Source organism: Streptomyces yongxingensis (assembly GCF_055597465.1).
Genome location: NZ_CM145717.1, coordinates 188,353 through 212,347, shown reverse-complemented (window position 1 = coordinate 212,347; position 23,995 = coordinate 188,353). Strand labels below are relative to the sequence as shown.

Below are 23,995 nucleotides of genomic sequence, written 5' to 3'. Positions count from 1 at the left end.
GAAGGCCACGAGTCCGCCCGCAAGCGCGGCAAAACCATCGGCGGCGCGGGCGTCACAAACGAGTCCATGCTCTCCATGGCCCTTCACCTACGCGACCAGGAGATGAGCCTGCGCGATATCGCCAAACGGCTCGTCATCACCACGGGCGCGAAGAAGGGCCAGCGCCCCTCACCCGCCACCGTCATGCGGATGCTCCGCGAACACGGCGAACAGGCCGCCACGACGGCAGCCACGTGATCACCCGGCTGGTTTGCGGCTGGTGTCTGAGCTAGGACTCCAGGGCCGACACGGCGCATCAGGGCGTCACAGAGCTCGCCTCGGCACTCGCGTGCGTGTTGAGCCATCCGCTCGTGGCGTGAAGTTCCACCCTCCGCAGGGTGTTGTGAAGATCCTCTACCAGGCCGCTTGCCTCCCCATCGCCCTGGCGGTCTGGTTCTCCACCCTGCGCAGGGCGGTGCCGAGTTGTTCTACATCTTCCCCTGCCATCCTTGAGCTCAGGCTGTGGCGATGAGGTCGAAGGTGGATTCGATGGAGTTGAGCTGAGCGACGATGTGCTGACCCACTTGTCGCGCGGAGGGGCCGCAGCATGCGGGGCGACCGTGCCGGTGATGAACCGCCGGAACTCGGTGAGCTTCTCGGCAAGGATGGCCCGCTCGTATGCCTCCAGCGCGGCCCGGTCGGCGCCGAGCTGGTAGCCGCTGGCCCTTGTCCAGATCAGCGGCGGCCAGCCGTTGGCGGCGATGATGTCGCGCAGGCAGGCCAATGCGGTCCGAACCTGGCTGGGGGAGAGTTCGCTGGCGCGGACGTCAAGGATGTGGCGACGACAGAACGTTGCAGTTCTCCTGAGTCCTCACACATCAGAGCACCCCTTCGCGCTGACCGTGGGCGGCCTGCGGGCCGGCTCACCTCCGCTCGCGCGGAGAAGGAGGTGAGCCTGAATTCGCGCGAATCTCCACCCCCGGGAATTCGTGCTCTCCGCGCGAGCGGAGGTGAGTACTTGTTCCTGAATTCCGTTCATGGCTCGGAATCGCGGTTGCCGACCAGATCACTCCGTTAGGGGCAGGCACTCGGCGAGCAGGTCGACGACGTCGCGCCAGGCTCGCTGCGCGTGCCGTGGGTGGTAGCCGACGCCGGGGACTGCGGGGTGGTCGACCGGCGGGTGGTGGAAGGCGTGCAAGGCGCCGCCGTAGACCACGAGGCGCCAGTCGACGCCTGCGGCCTGCATCTCGGCGGCGAACGCGTCCCGTTGCGCGGGCGGCATGATCGGGTCTTCCGACCCGACCCCGGCCCACACTGGGCAGCGGATGCGCGCCGTCTCGCCCGGTCGGCCCGTGGTCAGTGCGTTGACTGTCCCGATCGCGCGCAGGCTGGCGCCATCACGCCCGAGTTCCAGCCCGATGGCGCCCCCGGTGCCGTAGCCGACGGCGGCGATCCGGTCGGGGTCGGTCCGCGGTTCGGTGCGCAACACGTCGAGCGCCGCGTGGCCGATGCCCCGCATCCGGTCGTGGTCGGCGAGCAGCGGCATGCAACGGGCCAGCATCTCCTCGGGGTCGCTCAAATAGCGCCCGCCGTGAAGGTCGAAGGCCAGCGCCACGTATCCCAGCTCGGCGAGCGCATCGGCCCGGCCGCGCTCGACGTCACTGAGCCCCGGGCCCTCCGGTCCGAGCAGCACCGCGGGCCCGCGGTCGACGCCGGCCGGGAGCGCGAGGTGCCCAATCATCGTCAAACCGTCGGCCGGGTACTCCACCGTACGCGTCGAAATCGTCGTCATGAGACTGGACTGTAGTGATCGTCAAGCCCGGTCCGGCCGGTGTTCTGCCGCCGGCAGAACAGCGCGGGTGTCCCTCTGAAATACGGCGAGGGCTCACAAGAACCGTCACAACCCCCGTTCCCACGGCGGCACTGTCGGATCAGGCCCTCGGGGAGTATCGGAACGGGAATTACTGACTTTGTTGGCGTGATGTCGTCATGGTGAGTCCGGTTCCTGCGAGACATCCGTCGATGAGGTTGCTGCGGTACTGGATCTGGCGGAGACCGTGTCGGAGCGTGCTGATGAGGTGGTCGGGATCGGTGAATGCGGTGTTGGTCTGGCTGCTGCGTCGCAGCAGGGACCAGATGCCCTCGACGGGGTTGAGGTCGGGTGCGTAGGCCGGCAGGAAGTAGCAGGTGATCCAGTCGTGGGTGTCGATGAACTCCCGCAGTCGGCGATCTTTGTGGACGTTGAGGTTGTCCCACACGAGCACAAGGGGTGCGCCGAGTTGCTGGTGTGCGGCGATGAGCAGGTCGCGGTAGTCGGTCCAGGTGGAACTGCGTCTGCCGCCCCGCTTGTGATCGACATGCCGCTTGGGCCGGTAGATCAGCCGTGAGCGTTCACCCGGCTTGTAGCAGGCCAGGGCAGCGACGGAGAAGCGGCGCTGGGAGCGTCCCCGGACCGGGATGACGGGTGTGCGTCCGCGCCGGGCCCAGGTCCGTGCGGTGGGCGGCGTCATCGAGAAGCCGGCCTCATCTTCGAAGCACAGCCAGGCATCGAGCGCCGCCACGGACCTTCCACCTGCGGCCAGGTCTCCTTCACCCAGCCGGCCACGGCCTCCTCATCACGCTCCAGAGCGCGCCGGGTCGGGACTTGGTGGCTGAAGCCGTGCCGGTGCAGCATCTGCGCGATCGCCGACAGTGTCATGTTCTTGTGGAACCGGCGCCCGATGAGCGTCTTGATGCGTGTCAGTGTCCATGTCTGGTCCGGCCAGCCGTGCGCGACCGGCCCCTTGGCGAGCTCCTGCTCGAGCACGGTGAACAGGGCCTCACTCAGCTTGGGCCGTGAGACGGGCCCGGCAGACCGCAGCCCCTCGGTGCCGGCGTCGTGCCAGGCCCGGCGCCAGCGCTGCACCGAGCGCACACCCACCCGTAAGTCCTTGGCGACCTCGGCGTTGGAGGCACCGGCAGCGAATCGTTCCGCGGCCTCCAGCCGGGTCCGCTCGCGAAACGCCTGCCGTTCAGGCGTCAGCCCACCACCCTGCGGATACCTCATACAACCGGCATACCGCGACGATCACACATCGTCAGCCCCCAACGACATCACGCCGCAAAGGTCAGTAGACGTTCCTGTGGACGCCTCGCCGTATCTGTTTGTCCGTCAGCAGTGCGAACCACAGCTCGACCTGGTTGAGCCAGGAGGAGCTGGTATGCGTGAAGTGCACATGGAAGCGGGGGTGCGCGGTCAGCCATCGCTGGATGGCCGGGGTCTTGTGCGTGGAGGCGTTGTCGCCGCAGATCAGGTGCACGTCCAGGTCGGCGGGTACCTCCTTGCCGATGCGGACGAGGAACTTCTTGAACTCCACGGCCCCGGTGTCGGCGGTGGATCTGGCCGATCACCTCGCCGGTGGCGGCGTTCAGCGCGGCGAACAGCGTGGTGACGCCGCCGCGCACGTAGTCGTGCGTACGGCGCCCTGGGATGCCCGGCATCATCGGCAGCACCGGAGCCGACCGGTCCAGCGCCTGGATCTGCGTCTTCTCGTCCACACACAGCACCAGCGCATGCTCGGGCGGGGCGAGATACAGACCGAACACATCGCGGACCTTCTCGATGAACTGCGGATCCTTCGAGAGCTTGAAGGGGCCGCAACCTCAAGGACGAAGACGTCGCCCGCCTCTCCCCGCTCAAGGACGGGCACATCAACCTTCTGGGGCGCTACCTGTTCAACATCAAGGCCAGCGGCCCCGGTCAGGGCCTGCGCCCCTTCCGCGATCCGGACGCCTTCGAGGACGACGCGGACGACGAAGGCTGACGAGGACTGCACCTGGGCTCGCCGCGCGGACCGCTCTCGGCCTCTTCGGACGTGGGGCACCCATCGTTCTGATCAGTTGGTTGGCTGAGTTCGCGGCTCATGCCTGGCGGTTTTCCGGGTTGGGCGTATGGATGCCGTTTTCGAGCGTGCGGATGACAGCGGAGACGATGCCGTGCCTCGGCAGCCCGCAGGCATCGGCGTCTTGGTACCCGGTGTACACCAGCGACCAGAGCACACGTTGGATCCAGGCGGGAGTGACGTCCGGGTCGAAGGCGCCTTCGGCTTGCCCGCGCTTGATGAGAGTGATCACCGGGTCATCGAGAGGCTCCGGTGTGTCTGCTGCGCCGCGGCTTTCCAGAACGCGCGGATCGCCGAACAGGAATACCAGCCGGTCGCCGACCGCCACCATCGCGGTGACCAGCCTGCGCATCGCCTCGATGGGGGAGCCCTGGTCGATGGCCGCGCCGGCCACCGACTCGTCGATCGCCGCGATGGAGTCCTCGATGGCTGCGCTGATGAGCCCGGTGCGGTCGGAGAAGTAGCGGTGCAGTGTCGTGCGGCCGACACCGGCGGCGTCTGCGATATCCGCCAGAGTCGCGTGATAGTCGCGGCCGAGCACGGAGGCGGCCGCGCTGAGGATGGCGCGGCGTGTACGACTGCGTGTTCGTGCTCCCGCGGCCTCGGGCCCAGGCTCCTTCATGCCGGTCACTGTACTACCGGGCCCCGATGATGGACATTGCTGATCATTAATGGAACATCAATGTTCCATCCGGTGATACGTTTATTCCCCTGGTGATCTTTTGCTCAGAGGAGGTACGACGATGGCTCGCAGAGACCGACGCCACCCTGAGAGCGTGGCCGGAGACTGGTTCGTCGACGACCGCTGTATCGGCTGCGGGGGTTCGGTCTCGCTCGCGCCGACGCTGTTCGGGCTGGCAACCGACGGTGAGCACTTCGTCATGACCCGCCAGCCAACCACCGAAGACGAGGTCCTGCAGGCACAGCTCGCCGCCGAGGTGTGCCCGTCCCGGTCGATCGGCACCGAATCCGGCGTGACGTGGCGGCGACACCACCCCCTGGAGATCGCACCCGCCACTTGGCGGACGGGCTCGAACTCGCCCAAGACCGCAGGCGGCAACGCCTTCCTCGTGCAGCGCGCCGCGGGCAACCTCCTCGTCGACGCGCCGCGCTTCACCCAGTCGCTACACGCCTGGATGGAGTCGCTCGGCGGGATCGCGGCGATCTTGCTGACGCACCGCGACGACGTCGGCGACGCCGAGCGCTACGCCGATGCGTTCGGCGCTGAAGTGGCCATCCATGCCGCCGACGCTGACGCCGCCCCATTCGCAGACCGGATTCTGACGAGTGCCGAGACCTGCGAGGTCGCCGCCGGCGTGCTGGCGATCCCCACACCCGGGCACACCGAGGGACACCTCATGTACCTGAATGACGACGGCACCCTGTTCACCGGCGACTCGCTCGGCTGGGACCCCTACCGTCATGACCTCAACGCAGAACCGTCTGTGTGCTGGTACTCCTGGCCCACCCAGGTCGACTCACTCCAGCGGCTCGACGGCTTCAATTTCGCACGGGTCGTTCCCACCCACGGCACGATGAGTCCGACGCTCGAACCGGGCGACATGCGCCGGCGGCTGCGGGCGCTGGTCGCCCGCCTGCGGCGCGACCTGGCGGACGAGTAGCACGCCCCACTACACAGGTTCGCAGCGCTGACGCGAACCCCTGCACCTGCAGCGGGAGGTGGGGACGGTCGGACGGTCCCCGCATTGCCGGACGACGCCAATCCCGGCGGCGACCACACCGATCGGCACAGTCCCACTCGCGTGGCGATCTTCAAGAAACCTCGTTTTTTGAAGATCGCCGGGTGAGGCTTCCGGCGCCCCCGCAGAGCCTTCGAAAAACCCTTCAAAAACCTGGCTCTGGTGGACGCGCTCGTCGCGCGGGACGCTGACGCCGCGTCCCGTCTTCCGGCCCAGCACATCGACCGAACATCCGCTTCTCTGCGGGCCGTGGCACAGAGCGAGACCGAACACGCCGGATGCAGGGAAACCCCTCCGAGCTGCCCCTTCGTCGCGCTCAGCGTCAGGCGTACCCACCCGGCGCCTCAGCTCTACACTCGGTCACGTGACCGAATGTGAACTCTCCCGGCTGTCCACCGGTACCGAGTACGGCTCCCTCCTCGCCGGCTTGCGCAGGCTCTCACCGTGGGCCACCGGTCGCCCACTCGCCACCCGGGATCCGCGGGCCGATGAGATTCCAGCGGCTCGGGCGCCATGGTGTTCTGTGGGCGCGGCGATCGCGGAGAGGTGTTCCGCCGATCCGTCCCGGACCGCGCTGTCCGACGGTGTGGCAGAGGTCGGTTACGGAGAACTCGGCGCGCGGGTGAACGCCCTCGCGGCCGCCCTCGTGCGCCGCGGCATCACGAGGGGCGAAATCGTCGCACTCGTTTTCGACCGAGGTGCGGCGTTCGTGGTGGCGCTGCTCGCCGTGTGGCGGGCCGGCGCCGCGTATCTGCCGCTGTCGCCGTCACATCCGGAGGAGTGGCTCACCAGCGTTGCCCGACAGGCAGGAGTGGCGCTGGTGGTCGGCGCCCCGATCCCCGGCTTTCCGCATGTGGACGATGGGTCCGAGGACGCCGGACCGGTCGAGACCCGGATCATGCCCGGGGACCAGACCAGGCCCGGGGACCTGGCGTATGTCGTCGCCACCTCCGGGTCGACCGGCACACCGAAGCTGGTCATGATCGAGCACGGCAGCCTGGTGAACCTGGTGCAGGCGCAGCGCGAGTACCTTGGCGGAATTCCGGCGCGCTCACGCGTGCTGCAGTTCGCGCACCCGGCTTTCGACGCGGCCCTGTTCGACGTCCTGATGGCGCTGTCGAACGGCGCGCGGCTGGAGCTGCTGGGCGGCGCACAGTTATCCGGCGATCCGCTCGCGGACGTGCTGACCGGTCGGCGCATCACCCACGCGGTGCTGCCGGCGGCGGTGCTGCGCACCTTGCGGCCGGGCCGGTACCCCGACCTGGACGTGCTGATGAGCATCGGTGATGTGTGCCTGCCGGAGACCGCCCGCCAGTGGGGTGCGCACCACCGTTTCGTGAATGGCTATGGCCCCACCGAGACCACGATCTGCGCCACACTGCACACCTCGGTCGGTGCGGAGAAGACCCGGGTGCCGATCGGGCGCCCGATAGCGGGCTACCACGTCGTCATCCTGGACGAGGAAGGAAACCCGGCTCCGCCGGGCACGGTGGGCGAAATCTGCATCGGCGGAGTCGGCGTGGCCCGCGGCTATCTGGGGCAGCCGGGGCTGACCGCCGAACGGTTCATCCCGGACCCGGCGGGCGGCAGACTCTACCGCAGCGGCGATCTGGGACGTGTGCTGGCCGACGGGACGATCGAGTTCCTCGGACGCGTGGACGACCAGGTGAAGGTGCGTGGGGCGCGGATCGAGCTCGGCCAGGTGGAGGGCGCGCTCGCGGCGTTACCCGGTGTGCGCGACGCGCTGGCAGTGGTCGACCGGCGGGGTGAGCCACGGCTGCTCGGATACGTGATCGCCGACACCGACGTCGAGCCCACCGAGCTGAGGGCGTCGCTGGCGCGCACGCTGCCCGCGTACCTGGTGCCCGACCAGGTGGTCGTGGTCGACCACTGGCCGCTCGCCATCAGCGGCAAGGTGGACCGGGCCGCCCTGCCCCAGCCGGGTCGGGCGACGCGTGCGGCGGACGCGCCGCGGGACCGGACCGAGGCCGAGGTGGTCCGCGTCGCGGCGGAACTGCTCGGCGCCGAACGGGTCGGGGTGCACGACAACCTGTTCGAGCTCGGAGGCAACTCGCTCTTCGCCACGCAGCTCGTGGCCCGGCTGCGGGCACGCCTGGGGGTCGAGGTCCCGCTGCGCACGGTGCTGGCCTGTGGCACGGCGGCTGGGATCGCGGCCGGAATCGGCGGCGATGCCCCCGATCGCGGGCCCCGGCCGGGCGCGGCGCCCGAGCCCTCGTCCGGGCAGCGACGCGTGTGGCTGATGCACGGGCTGAACCCGGACGCCCGTGCCTACCATTCACAGTCGGTGTTCCGGCTCGCCGGGGAGCTGTCCCTGGAATCGCTGGAGGCGAGCCTCACCGAGATCGTCCGGGCGCACGACGTGCTGCGCAGCCGGTTCTTCGAAGTCGACGGCGAGCTCGCCTGCGTGGTCGAAGCACCAGGACCAGTCGCGCTGGAGGTCCGCGACCTGAGCGGCTCCGAGGACCAGGGCCAGGCCCTCGGCACGGTGGTGCGCGAACTGCTGGGCGCGCCGTTCGCCCTGGCACACGAGCCGCCGTACCGTTGGGCACTGGTGCGGCTCGGCGCCGAGGAGCACGTCTTCGTCTGCGTGGAACACCACCTGGTGCACGACGGCTGGTCGTTCCATGTGTTCGTGCGCGAGCTGCTGGACGGTTACTCCGAACACCTCGCACACGGCAGAATCAGCCGACCGGCGCCGCCGATTGGCTACTACGACTACGCGCGCTGGCAACGGGAGTGGCTGGAGACCGAGGAAGCTGCCGCACAACGGACGTTCTGGCGCGAGGAATTGACGGGTGCCGAGACCGTGCTGCGGCTGCCGCGCCGCAGTGGGGCACGCGCCACCGGCTTCCGGGGCCGCGCCCCGCGACTCGAGATCGACGGCGAGTTGACCCATCGCCTCAAGGATCTCGCCGAACGCGAAAACGTCTCCCTGTTCACGACCCTGCTGGCCGCGTTCTTCGTATTGCTGCACCACAGCACGGGATCCCACGACCTGCTGGTCGGGTCCGCGGTGGCGAACCGGCGATGGCAACAGACCGAGGACGTACTCGGCATGTTCGTCAACACGGTGGTGTTCCGGGGGAGGTTCGAGGGGGATCCGACGTTCACCGAGTTCCTGCGGCGGATCCACGAGCGGTCGTCGGCCGTGTACACACACCAGGAACTGCCCTACGACCTGATCTTCGCGGAGTCGCCGGCCGGACACGGCCACGGGGCGCGCCCGCTGGTGCAGGCGATGTTCAACTTCCACGACTCGCCTCTGGGACCGCTGCGGCCGACGCCGCTGGGCGTCACCATCGTCGAGGGTGTGGGCAACGGCTCGGCCAAGTTCGACATCTCCGTCGTCGCGGTGCCGCGATACGCCGAGGCCGGTCATATCTCACGGCACGCCGGCGACCTGATCGCGATCCCGCGATCGGCCACACCGGTGATGCCCAGCTCGCGCTCCGCGCTGCAGGGCATCACGCTGGCCTGGGAGTTCGACACCGACCTGTTCGACGACTTCTTTTGCGCGCATCTGCTGACAGCGTTCGAAACGCTGCTCCGGTCGATCGCGGACGCGCCCGGAACCCCGGTGTCACGGCTTTCGCTGGTGGACGACCGGACCCGTGCGCAACTGCTCGCATGGGGACGGGGCAGGTATGCCGAGCCGCCCTCCTGGTGGGTGCCGGATCTGGTCGCCCGCTGGGTGCGGACCACCCCGGACGCGATCGCCGTCGCGGGCCCTCGTCCGCTGACCTTTGCCGAACTGGGGGCAGGGTCCGATCGGGTGGCCCGGTATCTGCGAGCGTGCGGGCTCGGCGCCGACGATGTGGTGGCGGTGCGCATGGGGCGCTCGCCGGAGGTCGCCGTGGCGCAACTGGCCGTGATGAAGTCCGGCGCCGCGTATCTGCCCTCCGATCCGGAGCACCCGCCGGCCCGGCTGGGCGCTCTGATGGCCGACTGTGGGGCGAGGGCGGTTCTGACGACCGCCGCGCTCGCCGCCGATGTGCCCGAAGGCGCGATCGCCGTGGTGCTGGAGGACGTTTCCGACACCGGTGGCGACCTGCCCGCAGGCGCCGGCACCGACGCCTGCTACGTCATGTACACCTCGGGCAGTACCGGCCGGCCCAAGGGCGTCGTGGTCGAGCACCGCTCGGTCGCGGCACGCCTGCACGACGACGGTGTCACCGGCCTCGCCCCCGGCGACACCCTCCTCGCGGTCACCAGCCCCGCGTTCGACGTGTCCGTACTGGAGGTGTGGGGCCCGCTCGTGGCCGGCGCGACCGTGCGGTTCCTGCCGTCCCCCTGGCATGTGGCCGACGTGGCGCGCGAGCTGGACGAGCCCGCGGTGAGCCATGCCGCACTGTCCACGGCGGTGTTCCACGAACTGGCCGCCGAGGCGCCGGAGGCCGTCCGCGGGCTGCGGAGCCTGGTGGTCGCCGGTGACGTGATCTCGCCGGAGGCGCTCAGGGCATTACGCGCCAGGGGGATCACGTCCGTCTGCAACGCGTATGGACCGACGGAAACCACGGTGATCGTCACCGGGATGCCGATGGACGAGTGGCGCCCGTCCGACCAGCCGGGTGTGCCGATCGGGCGCCCGTTGCCGAACACCTCGGTATATGTCCTCGACGAGCATCTGCGGTTGGTACCCCCCGGAGTGGTGGGAGAGATCTGCGTCGGCGGCCCGGTGGTGGCGCGTGGCTATGCGCGGCCGGAGCCCGGGTTCGTGCCGAACCCCTTCGGGAAGGGAACGCTCTACCGCACCGGCGACCGGGGCCGCTGGCTCGACGGCGGGGTGCTCGACTTCACCGGCCGTGCCGACGGCCAGGTCAAGATTCGCGGATTCCGGGTGGAGCCCGCCGAGGTGCGCGCGGCACTCCTCGCGCTGCCCACCGTACGTGACGCGGTGGTCGTGGCGGACCTCCCCGCGGACAGAATTGTGGCGCACGTGGTGAGCGAGGAGACGGGCACCGCCGTCCGCCGCGCGCTCGCCGCAGAGGTCCCCGGCCACCTGGTGCCGAGCGTGATCGTGCCGCATGAGCGGTTCCCGGTCGCCGTCGGCGGGAAGGTCGACGTGTCCGCGCTGGGAACGCCGCCGCCACAGTCGGTCGAACCGGCCGCCCCGCGGACCGCGCTGGAGACCCTGATCGTGGACCTGGCCACCGACGTGCTGGGCGTCCGGCCGGGCGTGCACGACAACGTATTCGAGCTCGGCATGCACTCGTTGCAGGCGATGCGGCTCGCGTCCCGCATCGCCGCCACGACCGGCCGCATGGTCGGGCTCGGCCTGGTGCTCGCCCAGCCGACCGCGGCCGGGCTCGCCGCCGCGCTGGAGTCGTCGCCCGCCGAGGCCGAGAAGATCACCAGGATCCCGCGGTGAGCACCTCCTTCCCGCTGTCGGCCGCGCAACGGGCGGTCTGGATGCGGCACACACAAGACCCCAGCGGGCACCGGCAGAGCACCCTGCGCACGTTCGTGGTGACCGGCCCCCTGGGCGTGGCAGCGCTGCGCACCGCGGTCGAGGCGCTCGTACGACGGCACGAACCGCTGCGAACCGTCTACCTCGACGGGCCCGTACAACAGATCCGTCCTGACATGCCGACGGCGGTCCGGGTCGTCTCCGGACCGCCGCGGCCGAGCGCCTTCGACCTGGCCCGCGGGCCCCTGTTACGTGTTTACGTCCGCCCGATGGGCCCCAACCGGTACGAGGTCACGTTCTTAGTGCATCTGCTGGCGGCCGACGGCTGGTCGTTGGGGGTGTTCTTCACCGACCTCGCCGCCTGCTACGGCGCCGCGCTGCGCGGCGAGTCGGCCGCCCTGCCCGAGCTCGCCGTCCAGTACGTCGACTGGGCGGCATGGCAGACCAGGCAGCTGAGCCGGGAGCGCACCAGCGAACTGGTGCGCTGGTGGCGCGGCGCTCTCGACGGTTACGGGAGGCCGCTGGACGCGGGGGCCGGTGCCACCGGTGAACCGAGCCGGGGCAGACGCCGGGCCGTGGCGCTGGGCACCGTTCTGGTGCGCGCGATCCGCGACCTGGCCGCCGCACACGGCCACACCGCGTTCACGGTGCTCGCGGCGGCGTGTGCGATCGCTCTGACCCGGCGCACCGGCCAGGACCGCGTGCTGCTGGGCCTCGCGGTCGCGGGCCGCGACCACCCCGAAGTGGCCGGTGTCCTCGGCTTCTTCGCCACCCTCACGGTGCTGCCGGTGGACCTCACCGAAGACCCGGGATTCGGTGCATTGCTGGCGCGTGTGGCCGAGGCGACGGCGGCCACCTACCAGCACCGCGACCTGCCGCTCGACGAGATGACGGCCGCGCTCGGGGACGACCCCACTCACATGCCCTTGGTGCAGGCGGTCTTCGCACACCACCCGCCGGGCAGCACGGGCACGCTCCACCTGGACGGCTGCGAGGTCGCCGAGGTCCCGGTACACGACACGGCCAAGTTCGCACTGACCGTCCGCGTCGATGACACCCCCGACGGTGCCTGTACGGTCTGGGCGGAGTACGACACCGCCCGCTACCACGAGCGCCAGATCGATTCACTGCTCAAGGCCTACCAGGCCGTCCTGCGTGCGGTCGTCGCCCGGCCGGCGACACGCGTGTCCGCGCTGCGCGCGCTCGTCCCACCATCTGGAGGAACCTTCCGTGGCTGAGCTTCCCACCTACCCGCTGGCCAGGGATCCGGAGCACCCACTCGACCCGCCGCCCGAGTGTCACGAGCTGCGCGCCTCCGCGACGCTCCCGCGCGTACGGGCGTGGGACGGCAGCACGCCGTGGCTGATCACCCGTTACGACGACGCCCGCCACGCGCTGGTCGACCGGCGGTTCACCATGGACGTCACCTCGCCCGGCTTCCCTCACACGTCGCCGTCGTCACGGTTACGCAGCCAGGAACCGGTCTTCTTCCCCTCCCGCCCCGAAGAGCGGTACGCGGCAGCCCGGGCGATCATGGCCAAAGAGTTCACCCCGCACCGGATGGCGGAGCTGCGACCGTATCTCCAGCGCACGGCGGACCGGGAGATCGACGCCCTGCTCGCCGGACCGCGTCCGGCCGACCTGGTCGAGGGGTTCGCACTGCCCTTCGCCATCAAGGTGATCTGCGAGTTCCTCGGCGTCCCGCTCGCCGGCCGCGACCGCTTGCACGAACTCAGCCGCGTCCTCGGCTCCCGCACGGCGCCCGCCGAGCAGGTCACCTCGGCGCTGTCCGAGATGACCGCGTACTTCCGCGCCCTGGTCGCCGATCCGGGCGACGGGCTCATGGGCCGGATCGTACGTGCCCACGTGGCGACCGGTGAACTGTCCGAGGAGGACGCGGCGGCCGACTTCCAGGGCCTGTTCTTCACGGGCCACGGCCCGACCGCGTACATGATCGTGATGGGGGTGGTCGCACTGCTGCGCCACCCCGAGCAGATCGAGGTGCTGACCGGCACCGACGACGAGCCCGTGCACACGGCGGCGATCCAGGAACTCCTGCGCTACATCACCGTGTCGCACAACGCGCGGCAGCGCGCCGCCACGGACGACATCGAGATCGGCGGCACACTCATCCGCCGAGGAGAGGGCGTCCTCATCCAGATCGACTCCGCGAACCGCGACGAGACCGTCTTCCCCGACCCCGGCCGCCTCGACCTGCTCCGCACCCCGTCGCGACGGCATCTCGCGCTCGGACTGGGGATGCACCACTGCACAGGGCACGCCTTGGCCGGCATCGAACTGGACGTCGCCTACACCACCCTGTTCCGCCGCCTGCCCGATCTGCGGCTCGCCGTGGATATCGCCGAAGTACCGTTCAAGTTCGACGAAAACCTCGTCGGTGCACACGCCTTGCCGGTGACATGGGGCCCAGCCCCTCGGCTGTCATCCGCCCTGGTCGAAGGCCTGCACCAAGACTAGCGGTCGTCGGCCTCCTCGCTCGAATCGGGTGCTCCCGCGCAGCCGGTGTCCCAACGGGAGTGATCGTGGGGGCCACGGTCCGCCGTCCCGGGGCAGGACCGTGGGCGAGCGTCGTGGGCGAGGAGGGCGAGCTGGACGGCGTTCGTCCTGCACGGCGTCTTCCGGTGACCGGTTCGCCGAGATCGCCGACGTTCTCGGCCGGATCCCCGCGGCCTGCAAGCAGCTGGCGGCCTCCGCCCGGCGGCGGGTGAGCGTCGCGCGCGCTCCGGTGACGGCGACCGGGACCGTGGCCTCGTTCGACGTCTCCGACGGGCGCGTCACCCGGATCCGGGCGGTCCGCAACCCGGAGAAGCTGCGGCCGTGGGTGCGGTTGCGTCCGAGCACCTCGCAGACCATTCCGTCAGGAGTTCTCGGGGGCGGCCTGCCAGGGGTGTCGGCGGGCCGCCCCCGTGGCAGGCCGTCGGAGGTTCGAGGCATGCCATCGGCGTGTTCTTCAGAGCCGACGCAGCTTGGTGGTGAATACATAGCCGGCGACCTGGTCGCCGAGCTTTGTCCCGTCCTCGGCATCCCACGGGAAGTGGACCCCCAGCCAGACCCGGCTGTAGGCGTCCTCGCGGGCCGCTGAGCTGAAACTCTCGAAGTGTCGCTTCTTCACCGGAGACTGCGGCTCGTCGGTGGTCATGTCGAACGCGATGGTGTCATTGTCGAAGTACCGCCGCATGATGCCCGCCCAAGCCGCCCCGAACGTGGCATGTCCCGACGCCCAGGCCGGGAAGCATGGGGTGACGTTCACACCCTTCTGGTTCTTCAGCAGCGGCTTCCACTCGGGGTCCAGTCCGCCCTCGCGGATCGCCGACACCGGGCGCCACAGATCGATGGGCGTCAGGTATTTCACATCACGCACGGCGATTCCCGCGTCCGCCAACGCGATCGAGACCAGAGCGAACAGCCGTGCGTTCTGGTAGGTGTTCAGGCCGCGAACCGTCGCGATGTCCCGGGTCGCCTGCAGCAGCTGCCCCGGAGGCTTGTAGGTGCCGTCCAGGTCATTGGCCCAGAACCAGGCTGCGGCCTCCTGGGTCGCGGTGCGGTTGACGACGGGCGTCCTCGCCGTCGGCTTGTCCGCTCCCGCCGAACGCGCCGCCTCGACTTGGGCCTTGTACGCATCGCTGGCCAGGAGTTTCTCGTAGGTGCCGTAGAGGCCGGGGGTGTCGGGACGGAACTGCGATCCGGAGGTGAGCGCGAACGGCTTGACCAGGCCCCAGTACGGTGTCACGGCCTGACTGTGCTGTGCGCAGGAGGGGTCCGGCATGTCGGGGTAACTGGTCGGCCGCCATGCTCCCGGCTCGAACGTGCCCGCGTAGACACGGTCGTCGTCCGAGCCGTCACCGTTTCTGGCGTCCATCATCTGCGTCACCATCTTGTTGACGACGGTGACGTCGAGGATGTCGAACTCGGTGGGCTCGGTGCCGAACCGCTCCCGGAACTTGGCGTCGAGGAATTGGGTCTGGTTCTTGCCGTACAGCTTGAGCAGGATGTTGTACGCGGTGCGGCCGATCACCCGTTCTTCCTCGTCGGGTCCTTCAAGGATGCCCGCGTACTTCTCGGCGTGGATATAGACCTCAGAGGTGATCTTTCCCTTCCATCTCAGCTGGTAGGAGCTCTCCGCGTCGTAGATCGCGGCGTTCAGCATCGCGGCCGAACGCGCCATCGGACCCGGGCCTCCGCCCTCGCGTCTGATGACCTGCAACAACACGTCGTTCCAGTAGTGCACGGGATCAGCGATGGGGCGCGGGGGAAGAGCGGCGTAAGCGGGCTGGGGAGCGACCGACAGGACACTCCCGGCGGCGGCGAGAACGGCCGCGGTGGACAGAACCTTTCGCCACGCCGCCCTCCGGCGGCGGATCATTCCATGAGGCAGAGGCATCGCACGGACTCCTCGTGACGAACGCTGGGGAAGCCACCCGGTCCGGGGCGGCGGCGAGAGCATCCCGCGCCCCGCACCCGGTCCACAGGCCGTACCGCACGGAATGGCTCATACCGGGCATGCGCATGCCCGAAAACCCCGCCGCCCTTGGGCCAAGCCGGGAATGCGATCGGCGTTCGACGATCCCTGGACGTGCCACAGACCTCAGTAGGCTTGTGCGCTCCGAGGAGAGGAGCGCAGCGCATGAACTTATGCCTGAAAGCGATCAGCCGTGATGAGCATGTGGCCTTCGTCCGATCGGGTGCCTCCGTGAGCCATCTGCAGGTTCCCTCGTGGGGGAAGGTGAAGCCGGACTGGCAGGCGGAGAGCTTGGGCTGGTTCGACGAGAGCGGCCGCCTCGTCGGAGTGGGACTGGTGCTGCTGCGGCTGGTTTTGTTCACGAGTAGCGACGGCGGTTGTACACGGGTTTTGGGAGTCGCCTGGTTCCACGGTCGGGTGATGTTCACGAGTTTTGACGTCACTGGGGTTCTTGCCACGGCAGCATCGAGGTGCTCCTTGTGAAAGGCCCTGGTCATGCCGCAGATGTCGAAGGTCGAGCTGTACGCCGCGATCCGGCGCGACCACCGCGACGGCATGGCGATGAGGGAGATCGAGCGCAAGTACAACGTGTCGTGGCGGACAGTCCGCAAGGCGGTGGACTCGGTCTGGCCGGAGCCGAGGAAGAAGCTACCGCCGAGGCCGTCGGCCTTGGATCCGTACAAGGAGGTGATCGACGGGATCCTGCGGGCGGACCTTGACGCACCGCGCAAGCAGCGGCACACGGTCACTAGACTCTTCCACCGTCTGGTCGAAGAGCACGGCGCCGCTGTGTCGTACCCGATGGTCCGCCGCTGCGTCGCGGACCGGAAGCCGCAGATCCTGGTGGAGTCGGGCAAGGCCCCCATTGAGGCGTTCGTCCCGCAGACCCACCCACCCGGCATGGAGGCCGAGGTCGACTTCGGCGACGTGAGCGTGCGGCTCGCCGGCGAACTGGTCACCTGCTACCTGTTCTCCTTCCGGTTGTCGTACTCGGGCAAGGCCGTGCACCGCGTTTTTGCCTCTTGCGGCCAGGAAGCCTTCTTCGAAGGGCACGTGCACGCGCTGCGGACGTTGGGCGGCGTCCCTCGGAGCAAGGTCCGCTACGACAACTTGAAGGCTGCTGTCGCCCAGGTGCTGGGGCTGAGCCGGGCGAGGGTGGAGAGCGGCCGGTGGATCGCCCTTCAGGTCGCACTTCGCCATTGAGAGCTTCTACTGCCAGCCCGGCATCGAAGGCGCACATGAGAAGGGCGGAGTCGAGGGGCAGATCGGTTACTTTCGCCGCAACCACTTCACCCCGGTGCCGGAGGTCGACTCCCTGGCGGAGCTGAACGAGCTGGTCGAGCAGTGGGACCGGCACGACGGACGGCGCCGGATCGGGTCCAGACCGCGGACGATCGACGAGTACTTCGAGGTCGAGCGGCCGCTGCTGATGCCGCTGCCCGAGGAGCCGTTCGAGACCGGGCGGGTGTTCACGCCGCGCGTCGACCGCTACAGCCAGATCGTGGTCCGCACCAACCGCTACTCGGTGCCGGTGCGGCTGATCGGCAAGCGGATCAGGGTGCTACTGCACTGCATCTCACCTGGTGGTTTACGACAGGAACGTGGAAGTGGCCCGGCACGAGCGGCTATCGCGAAGGGCGGCTGCCGCCTGGAGCTGGACCACTACCTCGAAGCTCTGATCCGCAAGCCGGGCGCCTTCCCCGGCGCCACCGCGCTGGAACAGGCCCGCTCCGCAGGCAAGTTCACCCCGGTCCACGACGCGTGGTGGGCGGCAGCCGTCAAAGCTCACGGCGATACGGAGGGCACCCGGGCCCTGATCGAGGTGCAGCACGGTCTCGGTGTCGTCGGCCGGGGCGAGGGCGGCCGCGGCTGTGTGCAGCCAGTCGGGGGCGTGGCTCTGGTGTCCGATCCAGGAGGGTTCGAGCGGGTGCAGTGCGGGGAGTGTTTCGGTGACCGCGGTGCGCGGGGTGTGCGGGTTGCCGGCGAGGTCGAGCAGCGCGGCGATCCGGCGGTGCTGGGAGTTGCGCTCCAGGAGGCGGACCGGGCTGAGTAGATCGGTGCCTTCGGTGATGCGGGACAGTCGGGGGCTGGGCGGTGCGGAGACGACGGTTGGCTGTTCCAGTGTGGTGAGCAGGGCGCATGCCTTGGCCAGGTGGTTGGGGTTGGCGCTGAGCTGGGCCAGGTCCTCGGCCACGGTGGTGATGGTGTTGCGGTGTTCGTTCCTCGGCGTGCGGGGCGGGGTGAGCAGGCGGCCGCGGCGCACGCATTCGTCGGCGGCCGCGTGCAGTTGCTCGGCCGCGACGTCCATGACGCTGGGGTTGCAGCGGACCCGTTCGGCCATGCGGTGGAGCCGGTGGCGGGCGCTCACACTCGGCTTGGGCGGGCCGGCCATCTCCGGCAGACACAGGGCGGGCAGACAGGCCCGCAGCAGATCGGGGCCGAGTGCCGGCGCAGGTTCCGGCGGTTCGGCAGGGGCGTCCTGCGTGCCGCGGGAGAGATAGTCGCCGGCCGAGGCCGTCATGCGGGTGCGGTGTGCCTCCAGTTCGGCGTGATCCAGCACCGCGTCGAAGAGGGCCGGGGGCATGGGCGGGAACGGCTCGGGGTCGACGTGGTAGCGGTTGGGGTTCCAGTCGTCGACGACCCGCTCGAGTTCGGTGCTGTGCAGGTGCGGAAGCAAGCTGATCGCGTCGTCGACCTGGCCGGGATGCCGGGCCAGGCCGATGATCAGGTCCGGTGTCGGGCGGTGGGTATGCAGGATCACGGGCAGGTCAGCGGCCGTGACCACGCCCTGGTCGGCGAGGTCGGCGACCTGCTTGTCGTCGGCCTGTTCCAGGACGCGCCGGCGCAGCGCCGGGTCGGCTGCGCGTTGCAGGAGGACGGGAAGCGCGGCCGCGAAAGCCTTCTTGCGCCACTCCTCGCCACGGTTGTCGACGCCGCCCAAGGCGCGACACTGCGTGACCGTGCGGTCACCGCATAAGTCTGAAGGTGACGGTACCGATCCGTGGGGTGTGGACGCGCGCCGCTGGAGAGGCTGGCACTGGGACCTCCAGGGTTCTCGTCCGAGTGCTGTCGCCATGGCTGGCACCGGGCGCGAGGCCGCAGTGTTGGTTGTCGGGTGCCAGCCGGAGCCTTTCACGCGGCAGCGGGACCGGCTCTTCGCCGGGTCCGTGTCCTGCTCTGTGGAGGCCGGTGAGGTCCCGGTGGTCTCCGGCTCATCGCTGACCTCGACGCCGCTCTCGGCGGCCAGCGTGTTCGAAGTGGGCACAGAACGATCGTCGAGGGTGATGGTGACCGGCTCACCGCTGCGGGTGAGGCTGGCCAGGCTCTCCTCGATCCGCTCATACAAGGTGGCGGAGAGCTCCCGGCCCCCGTCGCCGTCACTGGCGGTGTGAGCCGCGACCAGCAGCTCGACCAGAGGCGCGACCCCGTGCTCCGGCTCACCGGAGCGCGGCCCGGATGGTGCGACAGGCCATCATCAGGTGGTCGGCGATCTGCGTCGTATAAGTGCTGACAGTGTGCCGAGGCGGAGGCGCGGTCGACGGGCACCCTGCTACGACGTAGGCAAAACCGTCCGCCGCGAGAAGACACTCATCGCTCTGCAACGGTTGAAGGGCTGAACGTCGTCACCCCCGCTCCGCATACTGATGGCATGGAATTTGCCGTCTTCATGACCTTGCCCGGACTGGTCATCCTGCTGACAGTCGTGGCCTTCGCAGATCAACTGCTTCTCCGTGCCGGACGGGCCGGACTGCTGCCCTGGCGGAACAGTGTCCGGCAAGGTCAGATATCGGCGACCGGGTTTGAGCAGCTCCACGCGAGCTTTTCACCCGGGAAGCAGAACGAACTCAAGGAGCGGCAGTCAGCACTTCTCATGAGGGATGACGAGGAAGATGGGGCGCCACCGAACCGAACAGAGGTAGACCTGGAGGCAGGGACTGCGGTCGTCCGGGTCCCTCGGGCCGATCAGTAACAGGCCCCCATCAACGTCAGACCTTAAAGAACAAGCTGAGTACCCGTACTCAGATCCCCGTCACTGTTTCGTGAAACGGTGACGAGGTGGCGAAGAGCAGAACATCCCGCGGAGTGAAGGGCACGCTCGTGTCGGCCGCGGCGGCCATCGTCTGCTACTGGGTGTGGGCCTCCCTGCTGGAGTGGGCGGACGACGTAGCCGAGGCCAGTGGGCACGCGATGGGCGCCGGGTGGTTCGAAAGCCTTCTAGCGTTGATCACGAGCTTCCTGCCGATGCCGGTTCTGTTGTGGGTGGGGATGCGGCTGCTGGGTGAGCGGGGCAACCATCTGCTCGTCCTGGTCGGGGCCGCGGCATGGTTGATCATCGGTAACCACGTGGCTGACGACTTCGTCAGCGCCACGGCCACTGCCGCGCTCCTCGCCCTCTTTGCGGTGCCTCGGCGGTCTGCTGTCTCTGGTTGAACTTCCGGGAGAGTGAGCGGCCGGGGACAGTCCTCCTGAAGGGCGGGTGCGGGCGCCTGCCCAGTCGGGCGGCACCGAGCCGTCCATATATACACGCAAGGTCGCGCCCGAACTCACTGGCCACGCCCGGGCGGTGAAGTTCGGTACGGACACCGGCTGCCTGGACGTCGTCCCCGACGCCCCGGCCTACGGCACCAAGCTGCGCTGGAGCGCACCGAAGCTGATCGCGACCGCCAACGCGAAGGTGCCGGGCGCGAACGTGCGCACCCTGCATGTCCTGCCGTCCGCACCTGGCCCTGGAGAAGGTCATTCACCATCTATGGGATGAAAGCCTTCAGAGCAGGGCAGGGACGAGCGTCACATACGGGTCCTGACCTGCATAAACGCCCTCTTAGAGGACCTTGAGCAGGCGTTCGGCCAGGTGGGCTGCCGATGCGGGGTTCTGTCCGGTGTACAGGTTGCGGTCGACTACCGCGTAGGGCTTCCACTTCTCGCCCTTGGTGAAGTCGACGCCGAGTTCGATGAGCTCGGTCTCCAGCGTCCAGCGGGCCCTCTTGGCGAGGCCGACCGCCTCCTCTTCCTCGTTGGTGAAGCCGGTGACCCGGTAGCCGGCGAAGGGCGATTTCCCGTGGATCCGGGTCGCCAGCATCGCCGCCGGGGCGTGGCAGACGATGGCGAGGGGTTTGCCGGAGGACAGGGCCGCCGTCAGCAGGCGGCCGGCGTCGGCGTCGACGCTCAGGTCTTCCATGGGCCCGTGGCCGCCGGGGAAGTAGACGGCGTCGTAGTCGTCCAGTCGGGCGTCCGCGAGGTGGATCGGGCGCCGCATCACCTCCGCGGAGCGGATGATCGCCTCCAGGTCGAGCGCGATCTGCGCACTGCCCGCCATATCGGGTCGCAGGCTCATCATGTCCACCGTCGGAACGGCCCCGCCGGGGGTGGCGACGGTCATCTCGTGGCCCGCCTCGGTGAGGGCTTTGTAGGGGGCGGCGAACTCTTCGGCCCAGTAGCCGGTCGCGTACCGGGTGCCGTCCTTGAGTGTCCAGTACGGCGTACCAGGCTCGCCTCACGATCACCCAGGTGTCCACGAGCCCGAAGGATCGAACAATGACCGAGCGCTACGACCCCTACCGCGCGCTTCCTCCAGTGCCGGGGTTCGCACTCCGCAGCACCGATATCGCCGACGGTGAGACCCTGGCCGTCGCCCAGCGCAGCACCCTGTTCGGCCGGCCGGGCCAGGACCGCTCCCCACACCTGGCCTGGGACGGCCATCCGGCCGGGACGCGGAGCTTCGCGGTCACGTGCTACGACCCGGACGCGCTGACGGTCAGCGGCTTCTGGCACTGGGCTGTCTGCGACATCCCCGCCTCGGTGACCGAGCTGCCCGCCGGCGCGGGTGACGCCGGTGGCCAACACCTGCCCACCGGCGCCAAGACGCTGGCCAACGACGCGGGCCGGCACGGCTACCTCGGCGCCGCGCCGGAGCCGGGAGAAGCCCCGCACCGTTATCTCTTCGTCGTTCACGCGCTGGACGTCCCCACGCTCGACGTCTCCACCGACGCGACGCCCGCCTGGCTCGGCTTCCGGCTCGTGGCCCACGCCCTGGCGCGAGCCACGCTCACACCGGTCTTCGGTATTCCGGCCTGACGCGGGTGCCCTGGGGTTCACATCGGTCAAGCGGGCGGGGTGCCGGTTCCTGGGCGCGGGGACTCTCAGCTCGGTCGGACGCGGCCAGGTTGCCGATGGGCCGTCAGATATTAGCGTCGGGCGCATGGACTCATCGACGCGGTTCGCGCTGACCGAGCACTCGCCCGCTCACTGGCGCGTGACGTTCGACAACCCTCCCGTCAATCTCGTGGATTCGACGATGACGAGTGAGCTGGACGCCGTCTTCGCACGCGCCGAGCGGAGCGGTGTCGCGCTGTTGCGAATTTCATGGAAGTGGCGCCTGGCGCCTTGATCTTCTTCGGTGGATCAAGCGCCGTGAACGGAGGCGGCCGCCGCAGCCGGGCACTGGCCAGTGCGCTGCGCCGCCGACAACCTCGCCCGCCTGAAGCGGTCGACACGATCGACGAGCAGCTTGCGCTATGAGGCGATCGCGCTGGCCGCAGTTCTCACCAACTCAGGAGCCGACGGCCGTAGTGTCCATTCGGCGCGCGCAAAGCAGCGACAGGCAGTTCTCCCACAGGGCTTCGAGATGCTGGGTGTTGTTGTACAGCTTGGCGAACAGCACTTGGCCCTCGAGCTGGGCGACGACCGACCGGGCGGCCTCCCGCGGGTCGCGAACGGTCGCCTCCCCGCGCTCTCGGGCCTCGGTGATGACCTTCGCGACCATCTCCACCTGGTCGTCGAAGATCTGCTGCAGACGCATGCGGATGAGCTCGGTCTGGTTGCTCTGTTCCAGAGTGAGGTTGCCGAACATGCACCCGGAGACGGTCCCGCAGCTCTGCTGACCCGCGCGCAGACAGGTCTCGGTCTCCTCGAACAGCAGGCGCAGCCGCGACAGCGGCTCCGCGCCGTCCCGCAGGACCCGGGCCCAGTCGCCGCGCTGGGCCTCCCAGTGCTCGTCGAGTACGGGAAGGGCGAGAGCCTCCTTGGACTCGAAGAAGTAGTAGAAGCTCCCCTTGGGCACACCGGCGGCCTTGCAGATCTCGGCCACGCCCAGTGCGGAGTAGCCGCGCAGCTCCATGAGCGACTGCGCGGCGGTGAGGATCTTTTCCTCGTATCGCTGGTGCGTCCCATGGTGTGAGCGACCGGTCATCTATAGCGCGGCGTCGCCGCCCCTCTCCCCGGCAGCGCATGTGCCTCACGAGGCCTGCCGCCTCGCCGCAGCTGACACCCGGGCGCACCATGCCGATCGCGATCACCGCCGCGCCGACGTGCGCTGGGAGTCCGGGTCTCTCAGGTGCGAGGAAGCAGGTCCCGGCTCAAGCCCTCGTTGCCTTTGACTCCTTTGCTCGGCCCCCTACGATCGAAATAGTTGACCGGTCGTCCAATTACTTCGCCGGTCGCGGCGTTCCCCGATCCGACACGGAGGCAGGACACAGCATGCGTAACAACACCCTGGGCGCGTACGGGCCGCAGGTCGGCGTCATCGGCCTGGGCGCCATGGGGATGAGCTTCGCCTACGACATGGCCACTCCACGTGACGAAGCCACCTCCGTCTCCGTCATCCACCAGGCCCTCGACCTGGGCATGACCTTGATCGACACCGCCGACGTCTACGGCCCCTACACCAACGAGGAACTCGTCGGCCGGGCCTTGGCAGACCGGCGCGACCGCGCGGTGATCGCCACCAAGGTCGGCTTGGAGTGCATCGACCCCACCGGCGGCCCCGGCGGCGCCCCGCTCGTCAGGCCCAATGGCCGACCGGAGCATGTCCGTGCCGCCATCGACGCCAGCCTGCGCCGCCTGGGCACCGACCATGTCGAGCTCTACCAGCTCCACCGCGTCGATCCCCAGGTCCCGATCGAGGAGACCTGGGGTGCCATGGCCGAGGCCGTCGCCGCGGGCAAGGCCCGCCACCTGGGCCTGTCCGAGGTCACCGTCGAGCAGATTCAGCGCACCCAGGCCGTGCACCCGGTCACCACCGTGCAGTCCGAGTTCTCGCTGTGGACCCGCGACGTCCAGGCCGAGGTCCTGCCCTACTGCACGCAGCACGGCATCGGCCTCCTGCCGTACTCGCCTCTGGGCCGCGGCTTCCTCGCCGGCCGCTTCACCTCCTTCGACGAGCTGCCGCACAACGACCAGCGGCGGCGTCTGCCGCGCTTCCAGCAGGACAACCTGCGGGCCAACCTCGACATCGCGGCCAAGGTCCGCGACGTCGCCGACCGGATCGACGCGACCCCCGCGCAGGTCGCCCTCGCCTGGCTCGTCGCCCAGGGCCCGCACGTCGTCCCCATCCCCGGCACCAAGACCCCGCAGTACCTCGCCGACAACGCGGGAGCCGCGAACGTCCAGCTGTCCCCGGCCGACCTCGCCGACCTCAACGCCATCCCCGCCCCTGTCGGCGCCCGGTACTGACCACCCCACCCCGGCCCCAAGCGCCCGCGCGTGCCACCGCTCGCCGCTTGTGCTGCTCTGCGGGAAAGGGGCCGCC

Annotated in this window: 17 protein-coding genes and 7 pseudogenes; 15 read left to right on the top strand and 9 right to left on the bottom strand. The window is 69.2% G+C overall.

The window, feature by feature from the left end; genetic code table 11:
• The first annotated feature begins 66 nt into the window (after positions 1 to 66).
• Positions 67 to 237, top strand: a complete 171-nt coding sequence (locus ACZ6TD_RS00870; RefSeq protein ID WP_471358895.1) for a hypothetical protein — start codon at positions 67 to 69, stop codon at positions 235 to 237.
• A gap of 257 nt (positions 238 to 494) precedes the next feature.
• Here ACZ6TD_RS00870 and ACZ6TD_RS00865 read toward each other — a convergent pair.
• From ACZ6TD_RS00865 to ACZ6TD_RS00845, 5 genes and pseudogenes are all read right to left on the bottom strand, one after another.
• Positions 495 to 814 (bottom strand): annotated as a pseudogene (locus ACZ6TD_RS00865) (RacP protein).
• 231 nt (positions 815 to 1,045) lie between these two features.
• The gene (locus ACZ6TD_RS00860; RefSeq protein ID WP_471349008.1) at positions 1,046 to 1,771 is read right to left on the bottom strand and encodes a dienelactone hydrolase family protein; all 726 of its coding nucleotides are present in this window, start codon (positions 1,769 to 1,771) and stop codon (positions 1,046 to 1,048) included.
• A 169-nt stretch (positions 1,772 to 1,940) separates the two neighbouring features.
• Positions 1,941 to 3,025 (bottom strand): IS630 family transposase gene (locus ACZ6TD_RS00855; protein ID WP_471349005.1). Its coding sequence is split into 2 segments (ribosomal slippage): positions 1,941 to 2,506 and positions 2,506 to 3,025, totalling 1,086 coding nucleotides; the frame shifts between segments, so codons are not numbered across the junction.
• A 67-nt stretch (positions 3,026 to 3,092) separates the two neighbouring features.
• Positions 3,093 to 3,609 (bottom strand): annotated as a pseudogene (locus ACZ6TD_RS00850) (IS630 family transposase); the annotation flags it as partial.
• A 270-nt stretch (positions 3,610 to 3,879) separates the two neighbouring features.
• On the bottom strand, positions 3,880 to 4,482 hold the full coding sequence (locus ACZ6TD_RS00845) for a TetR/AcrR family transcriptional regulator (RefSeq protein WP_471349002.1): 603 nt from the start codon (positions 4,480 to 4,482) through the stop codon (positions 3,880 to 3,882).
• Between the two features lie 154 nt (positions 4,483 to 4,636).
• On the opposite strand from ACZ6TD_RS00845, the gene ACZ6TD_RS00840 reads away from it, so the two are divergent.
• The 5 genes and pseudogenes from ACZ6TD_RS00840 to ACZ6TD_RS00820 form a co-directional block, all read left to right on the top strand.
• Positions 4,637 to 5,482 carry a 4Fe-4S domain-containing protein gene (locus tag ACZ6TD_RS00840; protein WP_471348998.1) on the top strand — a complete coding sequence of 282 codons (846 nt, stop codon included), beginning with the start codon at positions 4,637 to 4,639 and terminating at the stop codon, positions 5,480 to 5,482.
• Positions 5,483 to 5,924: 442 nt separating this feature from the next.
• Positions 5,925 to 10,949 (top strand): amino acid adenylation domain-containing protein, encoded by a 5,025-nt coding sequence (locus ACZ6TD_RS00835; protein ID WP_471348996.1) that lies wholly within the window; start codon positions 5,925 to 5,927, stop codon positions 10,947 to 10,949.
• On the top strand, positions 10,946 to 12,226 hold the full coding sequence (locus ACZ6TD_RS00830; RefSeq protein ID WP_471348994.1) for a condensation domain-containing protein: 1,281 nt from the start codon (positions 10,946 to 10,948) through the stop codon (positions 12,224 to 12,226). The genes ACZ6TD_RS00835 and ACZ6TD_RS00830 overlap by 4 nt, the downstream gene beginning before the upstream one ends.
• Positions 12,219 to 13,466 (top strand): cytochrome P450, encoded by a 1,248-nt coding sequence (locus ACZ6TD_RS00825; RefSeq protein WP_471348993.1) that lies wholly within the window; start codon positions 12,219 to 12,221, stop codon positions 13,464 to 13,466. The genes ACZ6TD_RS00830 and ACZ6TD_RS00825 overlap by 8 nt, the downstream gene beginning before the upstream one ends.
• A gap of 126 nt (positions 13,467 to 13,592) precedes the next feature.
• Positions 13,593 to 13,725, top strand: a pseudogene (locus tag ACZ6TD_RS00820) (RNA polymerase subunit sigma-24); the annotation flags it as partial.
• A gap of 234 nt (positions 13,726 to 13,959) precedes the next feature.
• Here ACZ6TD_RS00820 and ACZ6TD_RS00815 read toward each other — a convergent pair.
• Positions 13,960 to 15,390, bottom strand: coding sequence for a vanadium-dependent haloperoxidase (locus ACZ6TD_RS00815; protein ID WP_471348991.1), 1,431 nt, complete (start codon positions 15,388 to 15,390; stop codon positions 13,960 to 13,962).
• A gap of 243 nt (positions 15,391 to 15,633) precedes the next feature.
• Between ACZ6TD_RS00815 and ACZ6TD_RS00810 the strand changes: the two are divergent.
• The 3 genes and pseudogenes from ACZ6TD_RS00810 to ACZ6TD_RS00800 form a co-directional block, all read left to right on the top strand.
• A pseudogene (locus tag ACZ6TD_RS00810) lies at positions 15,634 to 15,816 on the top strand (peptidoglycan bridge formation protein FemAB); the annotation flags it as partial.
• Positions 15,817 to 15,963: 147 nt separating this feature from the next.
• On the top strand, positions 15,964 to 16,671 hold the full coding sequence (locus ACZ6TD_RS00805; RefSeq protein WP_471348989.1) for a transposase: 708 nt from the start codon (positions 15,964 to 15,966) through the stop codon (positions 16,669 to 16,671).
• Positions 16,672 to 16,897: 226 nt separating this feature from the next.
• Positions 16,898 to 16,972: pseudogene (locus ACZ6TD_RS00800) on the top strand (hypothetical protein); the annotation flags it as partial.
• Between the two features lie 84 nt (positions 16,973 to 17,056).
• Here ACZ6TD_RS00800 and ACZ6TD_RS00795 read toward each other — a convergent pair.
• A complete protein-coding gene (locus ACZ6TD_RS00795; protein WP_471358893.1) occupies positions 17,057 to 18,409 on the bottom strand; it encodes a hypothetical protein in 1,353 nt (450 codons plus the stop codon).
• A 708-nt stretch (positions 18,410 to 19,117) separates the two neighbouring features.
• Between ACZ6TD_RS00795 and ACZ6TD_RS00790 the strand changes: the two genes are divergently transcribed.
• The 3 genes from ACZ6TD_RS00790 (at position 19,118) to ACZ6TD_RS00780 (ending at position 20,227) form a co-directional block, all read left to right on the top strand.
• Positions 19,118 to 19,438: a DUF6191 domain-containing protein gene (locus ACZ6TD_RS00790; protein ID WP_471348987.1), complete on the top strand. Its 321-nt coding sequence runs from the start codon at positions 19,118 to 19,120 to the stop codon at positions 19,436 to 19,438.
• A 113-nt stretch (positions 19,439 to 19,551) separates the two neighbouring features.
• On the top strand, positions 19,552 to 19,899 hold the full coding sequence (locus ACZ6TD_RS00785; protein WP_471348985.1) for a hypothetical protein: 348 nt from the start codon (positions 19,552 to 19,554) through the stop codon (positions 19,897 to 19,899).
• A gap of 133 nt (positions 19,900 to 20,032) precedes the next feature.
• Positions 20,033 to 20,227 carry a hypothetical protein gene (locus ACZ6TD_RS00780; protein WP_471348983.1) on the top strand — a complete coding sequence of 65 codons (195 nt, stop codon included), beginning with the start codon at positions 20,033 to 20,035 and terminating at the stop codon, positions 20,225 to 20,227.
• A 63-nt stretch (positions 20,228 to 20,290) separates the two neighbouring features.
• On the opposite strand, the pseudogene ACZ6TD_RS00775 reads toward ACZ6TD_RS00780, so the two are convergent.
• Positions 20,291 to 20,953, bottom strand: a pseudogene (locus tag ACZ6TD_RS00775) (type 1 glutamine amidotransferase domain-containing protein); the annotation flags it as partial.
• Between the two features lie 50 nt (positions 20,954 to 21,003).
• Here ACZ6TD_RS00775 and ACZ6TD_RS00770 point away from each other — a divergent pair.
• Positions 21,004 to 21,543, top strand: coding sequence for a YbhB/YbcL family Raf kinase inhibitor-like protein (locus tag ACZ6TD_RS00770; RefSeq protein ID WP_471348980.1), 540 nt, complete (start codon positions 21,004 to 21,006; stop codon positions 21,541 to 21,543).
• Positions 21,544 to 21,667: 124 nt separating this feature from the next.
• Positions 21,668 to 21,856, top strand: coding sequence for a hypothetical protein (locus tag ACZ6TD_RS00765; RefSeq protein ID WP_471348977.1), 189 nt, complete (start codon positions 21,668 to 21,670; stop codon positions 21,854 to 21,856).
• Positions 21,857 to 22,018: 162 nt separating this feature from the next.
• Here ACZ6TD_RS00765 and ACZ6TD_RS00760 read toward each other — a convergent pair.
• Positions 22,019 to 22,638, bottom strand: a pseudogene (locus tag ACZ6TD_RS00760) (TetR/AcrR family transcriptional regulator).
• A 306-nt stretch (positions 22,639 to 22,944) separates the two neighbouring features.
• Here ACZ6TD_RS00760 and ACZ6TD_RS00755 point away from each other — a divergent pair.
• A complete protein-coding gene (locus tag ACZ6TD_RS00755) occupies positions 22,945 to 23,919 on the top strand; it encodes an aldo/keto reductase (RefSeq protein ID WP_471348975.1) in 975 nt (324 codons plus the stop codon).
• Positions 23,920 to 23,995: the final 76 nt, after the last annotated feature.